The organism is Anaerococcus kampingae (assembly GCF_046365475.1).
Classification (GTDB): Bacteria; Bacillota; Clostridia; order Tissierellales; family Peptoniphilaceae; genus Anaerococcus; species Anaerococcus kampingae.
The window spans coordinates 66,197-79,571 of the sequence record NZ_JBGMEF010000018.1; the positions used below are offsets into that span (position 1 = coordinate 66,197).

The 13,375-nt window shown below is 31.4% G+C and carries 15 protein-coding genes; 14 read left to right on the forward strand and 1 reads right to left on the reverse strand.

The features are described 5' to 3' along the window. Positions 1-70 precede the first annotated feature (70 nt). Genes ACCQ42_RS04105 through ACCQ42_RS04170 form a run of 14 tightly spaced genes read left to right on the forward strand, consistent with a single transcriptional unit; the run spans position 71 to position 12,781 of the window. Positions 71-640: a histidine phosphatase family protein gene (locus ACCQ42_RS04105; protein WP_106460104.1), complete on the forward strand. Its 570-nt coding sequence runs from the start codon at positions 71-73 to the stop codon at positions 638-640. Then, positions 637-1,647 (forward strand): metallophosphoesterase family protein, encoded by a 1,011-nt coding sequence (locus ACCQ42_RS04110; protein ID WP_265212386.1) that lies wholly within the window; start codon positions 637-639, stop codon positions 1,645-1,647. The genes ACCQ42_RS04105 and ACCQ42_RS04110 overlap by 4 nt, the downstream gene beginning before the upstream one ends. Continuing rightward, entirely contained in the window at positions 1,640-3,496 is a 1,857-nt protein-coding gene (locus tag ACCQ42_RS04115) for an ATP-binding protein (protein WP_410035474.1), read from the forward strand. Before ACCQ42_RS04110 ends, ACCQ42_RS04115 begins: the two co-directional genes overlap by 8 nt. Further along, positions 3,493-4,173 carry a metallophosphoesterase gene (locus tag ACCQ42_RS04120; RefSeq protein WP_410035475.1) on the forward strand — a complete coding sequence of 227 codons (681 nt, stop codon included), beginning with the start codon at positions 3,493-3,495 and terminating at the stop codon, positions 4,171-4,173. Before ACCQ42_RS04115 ends, ACCQ42_RS04120 begins: the two co-directional genes overlap by 4 nt. Next, complete coding sequence (locus ACCQ42_RS04125; protein WP_265212382.1) at positions 4,173-4,700, forward strand: class IV adenylate cyclase; 528 nt, start codon at positions 4,173-4,175, stop codon at positions 4,698-4,700. The genes ACCQ42_RS04120 and ACCQ42_RS04125 overlap by 1 nt, the downstream gene beginning before the upstream one ends. 54 nt (positions 4,701-4,754) lie before the next feature. Further along, entirely contained in the window at positions 4,755-5,681 is a 927-nt protein-coding gene (pyrB, locus tag ACCQ42_RS04130) for an aspartate carbamoyltransferase (protein WP_410035476.1), read from the forward strand. Then, the gene (locus ACCQ42_RS04135) at positions 5,674-6,102 is read left to right on the forward strand and encodes an aspartate carbamoyltransferase regulatory subunit (protein ID WP_410035477.1); all 429 of its coding nucleotides are present in this window, start codon (positions 5,674-5,676) and stop codon (positions 6,100-6,102) included. The genes pyrB and ACCQ42_RS04135 overlap by 8 nt, the downstream gene beginning before the upstream one ends. Before the next feature lies 1 nt (position 6,103). After that, complete coding sequence (locus ACCQ42_RS04140; RefSeq protein WP_410035478.1) at positions 6,104-7,294, forward strand: dihydroorotase; 1,191 nt, start codon at positions 6,104-6,106, stop codon at positions 7,292-7,294. Further along, positions 7,281-8,144 carry an orotidine-5'-phosphate decarboxylase gene (gene pyrF, locus ACCQ42_RS04145; protein ID WP_410035479.1) on the forward strand — a complete coding sequence of 288 codons (864 nt, stop codon included), beginning with the start codon at positions 7,281-7,283 and terminating at the stop codon, positions 8,142-8,144. Before ACCQ42_RS04140 ends, pyrF begins: the two co-directional genes overlap by 14 nt. Next, positions 8,131-8,850: a dihydroorotate dehydrogenase electron transfer subunit gene (locus ACCQ42_RS04150; protein ID WP_410035480.1), complete on the forward strand. Its 720-nt coding sequence runs from the start codon at positions 8,131-8,133 to the stop codon at positions 8,848-8,850. Before pyrF ends, ACCQ42_RS04150 begins: the two co-directional genes overlap by 14 nt. Then, positions 8,847-9,746, forward strand: coding sequence for a dihydroorotate dehydrogenase (locus ACCQ42_RS04155; protein ID WP_410035481.1), 900 nt, complete (start codon positions 8,847-8,849; stop codon positions 9,744-9,746). The genes ACCQ42_RS04150 and ACCQ42_RS04155 overlap by 4 nt, the downstream gene beginning before the upstream one ends. 9 nt (positions 9,747-9,755) lie before the next feature. Next, the gene (gene pyrE / locus ACCQ42_RS04160; RefSeq protein WP_106460115.1) at positions 9,756-10,328 is read left to right on the forward strand and encodes an orotate phosphoribosyltransferase; all 573 of its coding nucleotides are present in this window, start codon (positions 9,756-9,758) and stop codon (positions 10,326-10,328) included. A 60-nt stretch (positions 10,329-10,388) separates the two neighbouring features. Then, the gene (locus ACCQ42_RS04165; protein ID WP_106460116.1) at positions 10,389-11,099 is read left to right on the forward strand and encodes a glucosaminidase domain-containing protein; all 711 of its coding nucleotides are present in this window, start codon (positions 10,389-10,391) and stop codon (positions 11,097-11,099) included. A gap of 20 nt (positions 11,100-11,119) precedes the next feature. Next, positions 11,120-12,781 carry a GlgB N-terminal domain-containing protein gene (locus ACCQ42_RS04170; RefSeq protein ID WP_410035482.1) on the forward strand — a complete coding sequence of 554 codons (1,662 nt, stop codon included), beginning with the start codon at positions 11,120-11,122 and terminating at the stop codon, positions 12,779-12,781. Positions 12,782-12,832: 51 nt separating this feature from the next. Here ACCQ42_RS04170 and cbpB read toward each other — a convergent pair whose 3' ends face one another. Next, positions 12,833-13,303: a cyclic-di-AMP-binding protein CbpB gene (cbpB, locus tag ACCQ42_RS04175; protein WP_265212370.1), complete on the reverse strand. Its 471-nt coding sequence runs from the start codon at positions 13,301-13,303 to the stop codon at positions 12,833-12,835. Between the last annotated feature and the right edge of the window lie 72 nt (positions 13,304-13,375).

A 13,375-nucleotide genomic window follows, 5' to 3' on the forward strand; every position in this document is an offset into this window, starting at 1 on the left:
TTTTCCGTCTTTTTTCTTTTTATTCCTAGATAAAATTTGAATCTTTGCTATAATTATAGGGAGGTGAATTATGAAAATTATTTTAGTAAGACACGGATTAACAGAAGCTAATATGAAGATGGTCTACTCTATTGATGAGACAAAATTAGAACAAAGTGGCCTATACATATTAGATAGGACAAAAGAATTACTTAAAAATTATCAAATAGATGAAGTTTACACATCAAACCTTTATAGGGCAAAAGAAACTGCGGACTACCTGGGCTATAAAGATTACAAAAGCGATGGACGCTTAAATGAGATGAACTTTGGCGACTTTAAGGGCAGAAGCCTTGTTGATGTAAGAGAAAATGAAAAGGAATTTTTTATAAAGGAAAAGTCAGACTATTTTGGCCTAAAATATCCAAATGGAGAATCAAGGCTTGATGTAATAAAAAGAGTAGGAGATTTTCTTGAAGAAAAATCCAAGGAAGATAAGACAATCTTAATAATAAGCCACGGGATTGCCATAAGATCATCACTATTTTGGATATTAAAAGATCTTGATAATTGGCCATCATTTTGGATAGATAATGGATCACTTACAGTTTATAAGATTGAAGATGGCAAAAGACTTATAGAAAGTGTCAACCTAATATGAAATTTATCCATCTAGCAGATGTTCATCTGGCAGATAATTTAAATTTTAAATCAGACCTATCTTCTCTCATCAGAAAGAAAAATAAAGAATCTTTTTATAAAATCTTAGAAGAGAACCAAGATGCTGATTTTATTTTAATTGCCGGAGACCTTTACGAGAGGGATTATTTTACCCTAAATGATTACAAAGACCTATTTGAAAAAATTGGTGCTTTTAAAAAAGATGTCTTTTATGTTGCAGGAAATCACGATTATATAGGAAGGGATAATTATCTTTATCTAAAAAATAAACCAGATAATTTACACATTTTTTGGGACGATGATCTTTCTTATTTTGAGATCGATAATATAAGAGTTTATGGACTTTCATACGTGGATAGGATTTATAATAAGGATTTTCCTTATGATATAGATTTAGAAGATTCATATTTTAATATTTTACTTGTCCACGGGGATGTCTATAATAAAAACTCATCATACTTAAATTTAGATATAGGAAAGCTTAAAAATCTTGGCTTTGACTATGTAGCCTTAGGTCACATTCACAAGAGAGATAAGCTTTATGATAATATTTATTATGCAGGAGCAATCGAGCCTATGGATTATAGCGACCTTTATGACTTTGGTTATATTAAATATGATGAGGGAAAGGTTTCTTATGTAGATTCATCGCTAATGAAATTTTATGATTTAAATATAGACCCAAGTGATTTTAATAATCAAGATGACTTGGTTGATTATATTAATTCTAAGTTAGAAGATAAGATAAATTTTTTAAGACTAAGGACAGACAAGAACATCTCTCTAAATTCTTTTAGAAAAAATGTTAATGCTTACGATATAGATTTAAAAATAAATGAGCAAATTGATTATAAAAAACTTGCAAGTCTTTATCCTAATTCAATTCTTTCAAAATTTTTAGAGAAATTTGAGGGCAAAGATGATGAAATATCTAGTAGAGCCTTAGATTTAGGCCTAGAAGCCTTATTTAGGAGCCAAAATGACTGACTTATATATAAAGGAATTAAATATAAAGGCCTTTGGTAAATTTATAAATAAGAAAATTACATTAGACAAGGAATTTAATCTTATTTATGGCCTAAATGAGTCGGGTAAGTCTACTATTAAAAATTTCATTGAGGGGATGTTTTATGGTTTCGATGAGGGCAAGCAGAGAATTAGTTTTTCATCAAAAAGAGAAATATATAGGCCCAAAGAAGCCTATATCTATGCTGGTAGCTTAATTATTTATAAGGATTGGGAGAATTTCAGACTTGATAGGGATTTTGATAGTGGTGCCTACAAGATTTATAACCTTAGCAAAGGATTAGAGCTTGACACTAAAGCCAGTGACCTAGCTTATCCTGGCAAATATTTCTTAAATTTGGATTATGATCTCTATCAAAATTTTATATCTTCCTACCAGATGCAAGTTACATCTGCTGATAGCAAGAAAAAAGTAATAGAAAAGCTAGCAAGCAAGGATATTGACTATAATTTTTCTATTAAAAGCGCTATAGAAATCCTAGATAAAAAGCAAGCTGACCTTGGTACAGAAAGGGCCTACACCAAGCCTTATTATAAAATTAAAGAAAAAATCACAGAGATTAAAGATATCTTAAATGAAATAGAAAGTCTTAAGGCAAAATTTAGAAAAGAATTTCAAAGTTTAGACATAAATAGGGAAAAACTTCAAAAGCTTGAAGTAAAATATAAAAATTTAAAAGATGAGAATGAAATATTCAATTCGCTAAGGTCTGACCAAAACTACAAGGATTATAAAAAATGGGTAGATAAGTTATATGAACTTGATCAAGATCTAAAAAAATATGAAGATCTAAAATCCTACAGGAGTGAGGATTTTGAAGATATAAAAATTGATCACAAAGACCAAGCGTCTATTAGGTATATCTATGTATTTTATATTTTTCTATTATTAATAATCGGTCTTAGTATTTTTACAAGAAAGCTCTATTTGCTTTTGCTTATAATTCCTACTTTATTTTTCTTATTTAAGGATAGAAAAGAGAAGGACGAGCCTGATTTTATACGACTTGGAGTAAATAACTTAGCTGAGTATAATAGGCTAAGGATGAGATTTTTAAAATACAAGTCCTTATTAGAAGAAAAAGAAAAAATAGAAGAAGTTGTATCAATTATAAAAAAACAAGACCTAACAGCTCTAGACCATGACTTAGAATATGATTTTGATTTTGAATCTTATGATAATATAAAAGCTCAGGAAGAGATTGATAGCTTAGATAAAGAGATTAAAAACTTAAAAACATTTCTTAACGCTAGGGAGAAAGAACTTTTATTAATTGATGATAAGCTAAGAAAAGAAGTTGATTATAAGGATGAGCTTAAATATTTAGAGGGAAAATTTCAAGAAATTGTAAGAGAAAAAGAAGCAATCGACCTTGCCAAAACTACTATTTTAGCTATAGCTGATGAAAACAAAAATGATATGGCAAAATTAAATAGAAAAATTAATTCTTTAATTACAAGCATTAGCAGGAATAATTTTAAGGTTTCCTATGATTCTGACCTAAATATTGATATTAGAGATAAAAATTTTAATTCTTTTGATCTAAATCAATTATCTCAGGGCTTTTTTGACCAATTAAATCTTGCCCTAAAGCTTAACCTAGTTAACGAGAGCTTTGGACAAGTTTTTATGATATTTGATGATGCCTTTATTAATTATGACATTGAAAGATTGATCAGATTTTTATTCGTTCTTCTTGACATGGCAAGGGATAAGCAAATAGTCTATTTTACCTGCCATAGGAGAGAGGAAGAATTTTTCTTAAGTGAAAATATTGAAGTAAAAGTAATAAATTTGGAGGATAGATGATATATGCTATCGCAGACTTGCATCTAGACTACACAGAAGAAAAATCTATGGAAGTCTTTGGCGATGCTTGGAAAAATTATCAAGAGAAAATTTTTAATAATTGGAATAAGCTAATAAAAGATGGAGATACAGTCTTAATTCCTGGCGATATTTCTTGGGCAATGGATATTGATCATGCAAAAATTGACCTTGAAAAATTAGAAAAGCTTCCTGGAAGGAAAATTTTAATGAAGGGCAACCACGATTATTGGTGGTCTACCTTAAATAAGCTCAAACAGCTTGGTTTTTCAACTATCGAATTTTTGCAAAACAATTCCTTTGAAATAGAAGACTATATAATATGTGGTACTAGGGGCTGGATATCAAGAGATTCTAGAGATTTTGATGACCATGATGAGAAGATATTTGCTAGAGAATTATTAAGGCTTCAAAATTCCATAGAATCTTCCAGACAAGATAAAAAGTTAATCATTAACTTTCATTACCCACCAATCAATGGCGATGGAAGTCTTAATGAATTTTTTGATTTGGCAAAAAATTACAATACTGATACAATTATCTATGGACACCTCCATGGAAGTGGTCATAGACTTATAAGAGAAGGGAATATAGATGGCATTAATCTTGTGTGTGCTTCGGGCGATTACATAGATTTTAAGCCAGTGAGGATTAAATAATGCAAAGAGAAATAGAAATAAAGGTATTAGATATAATACCAGAAAAACTTGAACAAGAACTGATTGAATTAGGGGCGGAAAAGATTGTTGAAGAAAAACAAGTAAATTACACTTTTGCTCCAAAAAATTCTGAAGACTTTGACACAGGCTATCTTAGGATAAGGGAAACTTATATTGAAGGAAAGAGAGAATCAATTGAGCTTACCTTCAAAGAGATGAAAAATTCCGAAGATGTAAGGATTAACAACGAATTTACAACAAGAATTGATTCTGTAACTATGATGACCCAAATCCTAGATAGGATTGGCGTGAAGATAAAATATAAGGGCCAAAAGCAAAGAATATCCTATAGATATAAGGGTCAAAGATTTGATATTGACACTTGGGATAAGGCAACCTATCCTCATCCATATCTAGAGATTGAATTTACTAACCAATCAAAAATCGATGAAATACTCGATGATTTAGGCATTGATAGGGATAAGGTCACTACAAAATCAATTTCTGATCTAATAAGCGAGTTATAATTTTGACAGATAAAAATTTCCTGGTATAGTTTTAAAAAATCTAAGGAGATGAATATGATTTCTATAAAAAATTTATTAAATTCGCACGATTTGTCAAAAGAAGATTTGCTTGAAATTATAGAACTAGGAAATGATATTTATAAGAGTCCTACCGATTTTTCTCATTATGCAGATGGGAAGATATTGGGGACTCTTTTTTTTGAGCCTTCAACAAGGACAAGACTATCATTTGAATCAGCAATGCTAAGATTAGGTGGTTCTGTAATAGGTTTTTCAGACTCTAGCAATTCTTCAACAACTAAGGGAGAAAGTTTACAAGATACAGTTAGAACTGTAAGCCAATATGCAGATATAATAGCCATGCGCCACCCTCAAGAAGGTGCAGCATATCTTGCTAGTCTTGCTGCTGATTGTCCAATAATAAATGCAGGTGATGGGGGCCACCAACATCCAACTCAAACCCTTACAGACATCCTAACAATTTCAAATTATAAGGAGAGTCTTGATAACCATGTAATAGGCATATGCGGTGACCTTAAATATGGCAGGACTGTTCACTCACTTATCAAGGTCTTAAACCTATTTTCAAATAATAAATTCATCCTTATATCACCTGATGAATTAAAACTTCCTCAATATGTAAAAGAAGAAGTTTTTGATGAAAACAATGAATATGAAGAAGTCAGATCTCTTGATGCAGTAATTGATAAGATTGATATATTGTACATGACAAGAATCCAAAAGGAAAGATTCTATTCAGATGCCCAATATACAAGGCTTAAGGACTCATATCTTTTAAATAAGGAAAAAATGAGCCAAGCAAGAGAAGATATGATAGTCCTTCACCCACTACCAAGGGTTAATGAAATTGCAAAAGAAGTAGATAGGGACCCAAGAGCAGTATATTTTCAACAAGTTAAATTTGGTATGTATGTAAGAATGGCACTAATTATAAAACTTTTGGAGGCAAACAATGCTTGAGATTACTAGTATAAAAGACGGAATTGTAATAGACCATATAAGAGCAGGTCTAGGTATGAAAATCTACGAACTATTAGATTTAGAAGACCTAGATAGCGAAATAGCAATAATATTAAATGCAAGCTCAACCAGATTTGGTAAAAAAGATATTTTAAAGATTGCAAATAATATCAAAATAAATTTAGATGCTGTATCAATAATAGATCCTACAGCCACAGTTAATATCATAAAAGATGAAAAAGTTGTTGAAAAACTTGAATTAAAACTTCCTGAAAAAGCTGTTGATATCTTAACATGCCAGAATCCAAAATGTGTATCAACTAGCGAAAGAGAAGTGTCTAGTGAGTTTATTTTGATAAATAGAGAAGATAAAACATATAAATGTGCCTTCTGTGGACACATTTACGATGTGGAAGAATAAAATGAAGCAAATTTTTACAAATTTTTATGGATTTGATGATGTAAAGATTACACGTGAAGAAATCTTTGTGGAAGATGGGGTAATCGTAGAAGAATTTTCTAGGGATGAGGCAGATGAAATAATTGACTGCCAAAACCTAGCTCTTATGCCATCTTTTACAGACCTTCACGTACACTTTAGAGATCCAGGTTTTACCTACAAAGAAGACCTAAAAACAGGATCTCTTGCTGCCCTAAAAGGAGGAGTTACAAATGTCCTTCTTATGGGCAATACCAAGCCTACTGTATCATCAGTTGAAATCTATGAAGATATAATAAAAAGAGCAGTAGAACTTGATTTAATTGGGATAGATCAAGTTTATACCATAACCAAAAATTTTGATGGTAAAAGCTTAGACCATCTTGAAACCATGCCTCACTCAGTTAAGTTTATCTCTGATGATGGCCACGGGGTAGATGATGGGGAAGTTATGTATAAGGCCATGCTTAAGGCAAGAGAGCTTGGAGTAAACATGACCCTTCATGAAGAAGTGGCAGGCGTATCAGCTATAGATTATGAAGTTGCTGAAGATGCCATGACCCTTAGGGATTGCTACTATGCTTATAAGCTTGATATGCCAGTTCATTTTTCCCACGTTTCAACAAAGGGAGCAATGACAGCAATAAAATATTTTAAGGACCTGGGGGCTAAAATAACTTGTGAAGTAACACCCCACCACTTATACTTTAGCGAAAAAGCCAGAGATGAAATGAAGGTTAATCCTCCAATTAGAAAAGAGGAGGATAGGCTATTTTTACTAGAAATGATAAAAGAAGGCTATGTGGATGCAATTGCGACAGACCATGCCCCTCATTCAAAAGAAGAAAAGGAAAAGGGAGCTCCAGGCTTTATAGGGATAGAAACATCCTTTTCAACTTGCCATGAAGTTTTGGTAAAATCTGGTCTTATTTCTCTAAACCAACTGATAAAAATTATGTCCACAAAGCCTTCAGAAATTTTGGGTATTAAAAAAGGAAAATTAGACCCAGGCTATCTTGCTGATTTTAATCTAATTGATCTTGATAAATCCTATATTTATAAAGAAGAGGATATTAGGTCAAAATCTAAAAATTCACTTATGATTGATAAAAAACTATATGGACAAATTCAAAAAGTCTACAGAAAGGGTATTTTAAAATATGAACATAATTGATAAACTATATGAAAGAATCGACAAATTAGGCTTTGTTTGCGTAGGACTTGACACATCTCTTGATTATATACCTGATGAGATTAAGGAAGGAAAATCAACATCTGATGCCTTGTTTGCCTATAATAAGAAAATTATAGATGCAACAAAAGATGTGTGTGCTATCTATAAGCTTCAAATTGCTTATTATGAATCATATGGCTTAGAAGGAATGCTAGCTTATAAAAATACCCTTGATTACCTAAGGGATAATGATTTGCTTAGCATAGGGGATGTTAAAAGATCAGACATAGCAGCCTCTGCAACAATGTATGCTAAAGCTCACTTTGAAGGAGACTTTGAGGTTGACTTTATAACCTTAAATCCATATATGGGTATGGATTCAATTGAGCCTTACGAAAAATATTTAGCATCCGGCAAAAAGGGAGTTTTTGTTTTACTTAGAACTTCAAATCCAGGAGCCAATGACTTTGAAGTCCTAGATGTAAATGGTGAGGAACTATTTTATACAATTGGCGATAGGCTAAAAGAAATTAATGACAAATATATAGGAGAAAATGGCTACGGACCTGTAGGCCTTGTAGTAGGTGCTACCCATAGCCAAGAGGTAGAAAAAATCAGAGAAAGATATAAAAATATGTTCTTTTTAATACCTGGTTTTGGAGCCCAAGCAGCTGATTCTATGAATGTGTATAAGCTTTTAAATGATTTAAATGCAGGAGTTGTAAATTCATCACGTGCCATCCTCAAAAACTGGATGAATTATGATGATGGCAAAACAAATGTAGGCAAATACGCTAGAGAAAAAACAATAGAAACTTATAAGGAAATATCTAAAAATGCAAACATATAGACCATGCAAAGTTATTGAAAATATTGAGATTGCACCAGGTATTTTACAAATTAGCCTAGATGTAAATCTTAAGGGTAAGCCTGGCCAATTTTTTATGTTAAGGGCAGATTCTTTTAGAGATGACCCTATTCTTGCCAGACCCTTTGGCATATGCGACCAAAGGGAAGATAGGCTGGTTTTCCTATGCCAAGTCGTAGGTAAGGCAACTAAGCTTATAGGCCGACTAAAAAAGGGTGATGATGTATCAGTTCTAGGCCCACTGGGAAATGGATTTTCTTTAAGTAGTGAAAAGAAAATCGCCATAGTAGCTGGTGGAATTGGTATTGCGCCACTATTGGAACTTGCTAAAAATCTTGATACTAAAGCAGATTTTTATGCCGGTTTTGCCGATGACCAATATTTCGTAGAAAATTTTAAACCTTTTGTAAAAAAAATAGTAACAAGTTCTGAAAGGGATGAAAATAAGTTTATCTTAGAAAAGATAGATTTAGATGAATATGACATGATTTATGCTTGTGGTCCAAATCCAATGCTCAAGGCCCTTTGGGATCAAAATACAAGGGCTAAAGTCGAAATATCAATGGAAGCTCATATGGCCTGTGGGATTGGGGCCTGCTTAGGCTGTACAGTAGAAAACAGTGAGGGAGAATTTGTAAGAGTTTGTAAAGATGGGCCAGTATTTGATGCAGAAAGGATATATGGATGAGTTTAAAAGTAAATATAGCTGGAGTAGACTTTAAAAATCCTGTAATAGCAGCAAGTGGTACCTTTGGTTTTGGAGAAGAATTTTCTAATTACATAGATATAAATAAGCTTGGCGGCATATCTTCTAAAGGCCTAACTCTTAAGAAAAATCCAGGCAATCCTGGCATAAGAATATATGAAACACCTGCCGGAATTATGAATTCCATAGGCCTTCAAAATCCTGGTGTAGATCATTTTATAGAAAATGAACTTATTTTTATGAGAAAATACCAACCTGTTGTAATTGCTAATCTTGGAGGCCATTCTTATGATGATTATAGAATTGGGGCAAGCAAATTAGAAGATAGCGATGTCGATATGATTGAGCTTAATATCTCATGCCCCAACCTAAAAGAAGGTGGCATGGCCTTTGGAACAGATCCTCACAAAGCAAAAGAAGTCATAAAACAGGTAAGAAAGGCTACAAAAAAGCCTCTAATTGTAAAATTATCACCAAATGTAACAAGCATAGGTGAATTTGCAAAAATTGCTGAAAGTGAGGGAGCTGACAGCATATCCTTAGTAAATACCTTTAATGCAATGGCTGTTGACATAAAAAGGAAAAAATTTGTTTTTAATAACAAAACAGCAGGCCTATCAGGTCCTGCAATTAAACCAATAGCCCTAAGGATGACTTATGAAGTAGTAAATGCTGTAAAACTTCCTGTTATCGCCATGGGTGGAATAATGAATGTAGAAGATGCTCTTGAATTTTTGATGGTCGGAGCCAAGGCCATCCAAGTGGGAACAGCTAATTTTAAAAGACTTGAAACAATGATTGATATAGTAGATGGTTTAGAAAAATATCTTGAAGATAATAAAATATCTGATATAAATGAGATTATAGGAATATTATAGGAGTAAATTATGGATAGAACAGTAGAATTATTAAAAAAATCTGATGCACTTTTAGAAGGACATTTTATTTTATCAAGCGGTAAGCACTCTGATAAATATGTTCAATGTGCAAAACTTATACAAAATCCTGTTTATTGTCAAGAAGTGGCTGAAATAATTGCAGGAAAAATAAAAGAAGCTGGAATTAATGTAGACTTATGTGTAGGTCCAGCTATGGGCGGAATAATTATAGCCTATGAACTAGCTAGAGCACTAGGGGTAGATGCTATATTTACAGAAAGAGAAAACAACGTGATGACTCTTAGACGTGGTTTTGACATCAAAAAAGGCCAAAAAGTAATCATCGTGGAGGATGTAATAACTACAGGTAAGTCTTCTTTTGAAACCGTAGATGTAATAAACAAGTGTGGGGGAGAAGTAGTAGCTCTAACATCCATTGTAAATAGGTCAAATAAGGATGAAATAAATGGACTTGCCTTAATATCAGCTACAAAAATTGAAGTAAATGCATGGGATCCTGATAATATTCCAGAAAATTTAAAGGATATACCAGCTGTAAAACCAGGCTCAAGAAAGTTCTAATCTTGATAATTAGGTCATTAAGGATATAATTTTATTATAATGATATATTAAAGGAGACTTATGATATATAAAAAGAGTATATTTAATAGTTTTATATTTTTAATGGCAATAGTCATATCCTTTATAAATTTTGCAAAAATTTCTTATGCTGATAAGGCTAAAAAGCCTACAAAAGATTCTCTGCTTGATGGTCTTAGGCAAATTTCAGCAGAAACTTACAATCTAAAAGATATGAGAGATATAAGATTTAATAAATTAAAAAAAGACCTTGAAGAATTTAGAGACAAGGGATCAGCAAAAATATCAGAAAAAAATTATTTCTATCTCTTAAATCCTACTAATTTTACAGCCGAAGAATTAGAGTGGGGCCTTGCAGGTACAAACCTAAAATCCTTAGGCAAGGATTTTAAAGAAGTAAGTGAAGATGTAGAAATAAATCCAATACTACTTATGGCCATGGCTAAGCATGAAACTGGAAATGGTACAAGTGAGCTTTACAAGAATAAGAAAAATCTTTTTGGATTCAATGCCTATGATTATGATCCATACAATCAAGCTACAGACTTTGAAAATGAGAGAGCATCTATTGATACAGTAGCAAAACATTTAAAAAACGAATACCTCAATAAAGAAGGTAAGTTTTATAATGGTGTTTCTACCTCTGGAATTGGTACACTTTATGCAACTGACAAAGATTGGTCTAAAAAGGTAGATTGGATGATGATAGAAGTAGCCCAGGCTATGATTAAAGCTTATGAAGCTTATGACTGATTATTAAGAAAGGAATAATAATGAATACTAGAGATTATTTAAATGGAATATCTACGGATGGATATGAATTTTTTGGAGCTCATAAGAGAAAATCAAATGATTATATTTTTAGACTTCTAGCACCGAATGCAAAAGAAGCTTATATTGCTGGAGACTTCAATAAGTGGGAGAAGACTCCTATGCGTAAATATAGCACGGGAGTCTTTTCTGTAACAATTGAAAATGCTAAAAATCTTGATGAATATGAATATGAAATTATTGATAAGGATGGTAATTCTTACAAAAAACTAGATCCTTATTCCAAAAAAATCAATCTAGATGAGGGTACATCCTTTATTCTTGATGAAGGCTATAAATTTAAATATAAGAAATCTAAAAATGAAGCTAAAAATATATACCAAATTCATCTAGGAGCTATGTTCAGATCTAACAAGGACAAATCCAAAATCTATGATCAAATAGTTAAACATGCCAAAGAAAATAATTTTTCTCATGTTCAGCTTATGCCAATAAGTGAATATAAAAATTATAAGCAAATGGGATATTCTTCTATAGGGCATTTTGCATTTTCCTCTAGATATGGGGATTTAAATGACTTTAAAGAATTTATAGATAAATTACACAAAGAAAAAATCGGAATAATTGTTGAGCTTGATATAGCTGAGTTTGATCCAGACTTTCTTTATCTAGATAGATTTGATGGAACAAACTCATACAACTATGATTATGATAATATCAAATATAATTATTTTGGAGCTATAAATTTTGACCCTACAAAAGAATTGGTAAGATCTTATATTTTATCTTTAGTTGAATATTATACTAAGGTACTAAATATTGACGGAATTTTCTTCCCATCAGCTGAAAATATGATTTTTTGGCAAGGGGACAGGAATAGGGGAATAAATCAAGAGTGGTTAGACCTTATTAACCAAATAAATGATTTAATTAAAGCAAATAAGTCCTTTTCAATAGGTGGAATTAATGGAAGTTATGATGGTTTAGATTTAAGTTTTGATTATATTTTTGATAGTAGATTTAAAAATATGATTGAATTATTTAAAACAGAGCCTATAAATCGAGCAAATTTTCAAGCTTATGTTAGAGCTTTGATAGCAAATGATACTTATAAGATTATCCATGGTTTTTCATATGTAGATAGCATTGTAAATGAAGCTAGTCTTGCAATGAAGATGTATTCTCATGATAGAAAATTTGAACAGCTAAAGACTCTTTTAACCTTCTTATACAGCTTAAAATCCACCAAGACTATCTTTATGGGGGATGAATTAGCAGATTTTGATACTTTTTCAATATATGATGAATTTACTTATGAAAAATTTGACCAATACCAAATCAAATTCAATGATTTTTATAAGGATTTAACACAATTATTTATAAATAATAAATCTTTAAGTAATACAGATTCAGATGTTAATATATTAGATATAGAAGGTTACAGCTTATATGCCTTTGAGAGAACTTATAAGAATGAAAAATTACTAGTCATAACAAACTTTACAGATATTGAATATAAGATTAATGCTCCATATGATTTAGAAGAATTGATAAATACTGATGATTTAAAATATATGGGAGATGGCAATACAAATGGGCTTATAAAAAGAGGAGAGGATATCAGGTTAGCTCCTTATAACTCTGCAATTTTCAAAATTAAATAAATTCAAAAACTCCAAATCTTTTTTATTTATATAGAGATTTGGAGTTTATTTTTATAACTTTCTTTCAACTAATTCATATTCTCTTTCTATATTATGAGCAACTTGAGTAAATCTCTCGAGTACAGTTTTTCTAGATATAATTCCTAAAAAATATCCATTTTTAAGGGTCACACATACAAAGTTATTATCTATTAAAAGCGAGATTACATCTTCAAGCTTATAATTATCAAAAACGATTGGTACCTTTTGATTCATAACTTGACTTACCTTAAGTTTATTAAGTTTATCTTCATCAAAAAGAGATAAGTTATCAAAACTAGTTACTATATTTGATATTGAAATAAGACCCCTTACGCAGTTATCATCATCTACAACCGGTATTATTTGGTAACCTGAGTTAGATAAAACAAGAACAGCATGAAGCAAAGTATCTTCTTGATTAACTACTGCTACAAGGGATGAATCTATCATTAAGTTAGGCGTAGGTCTATTAAATAGCTTTTCAAAATTTTTTCCTATCAATTTTCCCTCCTTAGTTTCTTATATAATTATTATATCACTTTTTACGCAAATAAAAAAACTTCAGACCAATCA

Excerpts from the sequence above, each read along its gene's own strand:
- ACCQ42_RS04115 (WP_410035474.1), top strand. The coding sequence starts at position 1,640 with ATGACTGACTTATATATAAAGGAATTAAATATAAAGGCCTTTGGTAAA.
- ACCQ42_RS04110 (WP_265212386.1), top strand. The coding sequence starts at position 637 with ATGAAATTTATCCATCTAGCAGATGTTCATCTGGCAGATAATTTAAAT.
- pyrE (WP_106460115.1), top strand. The coding sequence starts at position 9,756 with ATGGATAGAACAGTAGAATTATTAAAAAAATCTGATGCACTTTTAGAA.
- ACCQ42_RS04140 (WP_410035478.1), top strand. The coding sequence starts at position 6,104 with ATGAAGCAAATTTTTACAAATTTTTATGGATTTGATGATGTAAAGATT.
- ACCQ42_RS04165 (WP_106460116.1), top strand. The coding sequence starts at position 10,389 with ATGATATATAAAAAGAGTATATTTAATAGTTTTATATTTTTAATGGCA.
- ACCQ42_RS04135 (WP_410035477.1), top strand. The coding sequence starts at position 5,674 with ATGCTTGAGATTACTAGTATAAAAGACGGAATTGTAATAGACCATATA.
- pyrF (WP_410035479.1), top strand. The coding sequence starts at position 7,281 with ATGAACATAATTGATAAACTATATGAAAGAATCGACAAATTAGGCTTT.
- ACCQ42_RS04155 (WP_410035481.1), top strand. The coding sequence starts at position 8,847 with ATGAGTTTAAAAGTAAATATAGCTGGAGTAGACTTTAAAAATCCTGTA.
- ACCQ42_RS04125 (WP_265212382.1), top strand. The coding sequence starts at position 4,173 with ATGCAAAGAGAAATAGAAATAAAGGTATTAGATATAATACCAGAAAAA.
- ACCQ42_RS04150 (WP_410035480.1), top strand. The coding sequence starts at position 8,131 with ATGCAAACATATAGACCATGCAAAGTTATTGAAAATATTGAGATTGCA.
- ACCQ42_RS04105 (WP_106460104.1), top strand. The coding sequence starts at position 71 with ATGAAAATTATTTTAGTAAGACACGGATTAACAGAAGCTAATATGAAG.
- pyrB (WP_410035476.1), top strand. The coding sequence starts at position 4,755 with ATGATTTCTATAAAAAATTTATTAAATTCGCACGATTTGTCAAAAGAA.
- ACCQ42_RS04120 (WP_410035475.1), top strand. The coding sequence starts at position 3,493 with ATGATATATGCTATCGCAGACTTGCATCTAGACTACACAGAAGAAAAA.
- ACCQ42_RS04170 (WP_410035482.1), top strand. The coding sequence starts at position 11,120 with ATGAATACTAGAGATTATTTAAATGGAATATCTACGGATGGATATGAA.